Annotated in this window: 1 rRNA gene; it reads left to right on the plus strand. The window is 49.6% G+C overall.

What is annotated here, in order from left to right:
• Window positions 1–164 precede the first annotated feature (164 nt).
• Window positions 165–1,654: ribosomal RNA gene (locus tag J2Y56_RS28340) — 23S ribosomal RNA — on the plus strand; the annotation flags it as partial.

The raw sequence follows: 1,654 nt of genomic DNA on the forward strand, positions 1-1,654 counted from the left end.
TCGTTCTTTAAAAATTTGGGTATGTGATAGAAAGATAGACTGAACGTTACTTTCACTGGTAACGGATCAGGCTAAGGTAAAATTTGTGAGTTGCTCTTTGAGCAAGAATCGAATTTTCGGCGAATGTCGTCTTCACAGTATAACCAGATTGCTTGGGGTTATATGGTCAAGTGAAGAAGCGCATACGGTGGATGCCTTGGCAGTCAGAGGCGATGAAAGACGTGGTAGCCTGCGAAAAGCTTCGGGGAGTCGGCAAACAGACTTTGATCCGGAGATGTCTGAATGGGGGAACCCAGCCATCATAAGATGGTTATCTTAAGCTGAATACATAGGCTTAAGAGGCGAACCAGGGGAACTGAAACATCTAAGTACCCTGAGGAAAAGAAATCAACCGAGATTCCCTTAGTAGTGGCGAGCGAACGGGGACTAGCCCTTAAGTGGCTTTGAGATTAGCGGAACGCTCTGGAAAGTGCGGCCATAGTGGGTGATAGCCCTGTACGCGAAAATCTCTTGGTCATGAAATCGAGTAGGACGGAGCACGAGAAACTTTGTCTGAATATGGGGGGACCATCCTCCAAGGCTAAATACTACTGACTGACCGATAGTGAACTAGTACCGTGAGGGAAAGGCGAAAAGAACCCCGGAGAGGGGAGTGAAATAGATCCTGAAACCGTATGCGTACAAGCAGTGGGAGCCTACTTTGTTAGGTGACTGCGTACCTTTTGTATAATGGGTCAGCGACTTATTTTCAGTGGCGAGCTTAACCGAATAGGGGAGGCGTAGCGAAAGCGAGTCTTAATAGGGCGTCTAGTCGCTGGGAATAGACCCGAAACCGGGCGATCTATCCATGGGCAGGTTGAAGGTTGGGTAACACTAACTGGAGGACCGAACCGACTACCGTTGAAAAGTTAGCGGATGACCTGTGGATCGGAGTGAAAGGCTAATCAAGCTCGGAGATAGCTGGTTCTCCTCGAAAGCTATTTAGGTAGCGCCTCATGTATCACTGTAGGGGGTAGAGCACTGTTTCGGCTAGGGGGTCATCCCGACTTACCAAACCGATGCAAACTCCGAATACCTACAAGTGCCGAGCATGGGAGACACACGGCGGGTGCTAACGTCCGTCGTGAAAAGGGAAACAACCCAGACCGTCAGCTAAGGTCCCAAAGTTATGGTTAAGTGGGAAACGATGTGGGAAGGCTTAGACAGCTAGGAGGTTGGCTTAGAAGCAGCCACCCTTTAAAGAAAGCGTAATAGCTCACTAGTCGAGTCGGCCTGCGCGGAAGATGTAACGGGGCTCAAACCATACACCGAAGCTACGGGTATCACTTAGGTGATGCGGTAGAGGAGCGTTCTGTAAGCCTGTGAAGGTGAGTTGAGAAGCTTGCTGGAGGTATCAGAAGTGCGAATGCTGACATGAGTAACGACAATGGGTGTGAAAAACACCCACGCCGAAAGACCAAGGTTTCCTGCGCAACGTTAATCGACGCAGGGTTAGTCGGTCCCTAAGGCGAGGCTGAAAAGCGTAGTCGATGGAAAACAGGTTAATATTCCTGTACTTCTGGTTATTGCGATGGAGGGACGGAGAAGGCTAGGCCAGCTTGGCGTTGGTTGTCCAAGTTTAAGGTGGTAGGCTGGACTCTTAGGTAAATCCGGG

Origin of the sequence: Pseudomonas sp. BE134 (assembly GCF_031456105.1) — a bacterium.
GTDB lineage: Bacteria > Pseudomonadota > Gammaproteobacteria > Pseudomonadales > Pseudomonadaceae > Aquipseudomonas.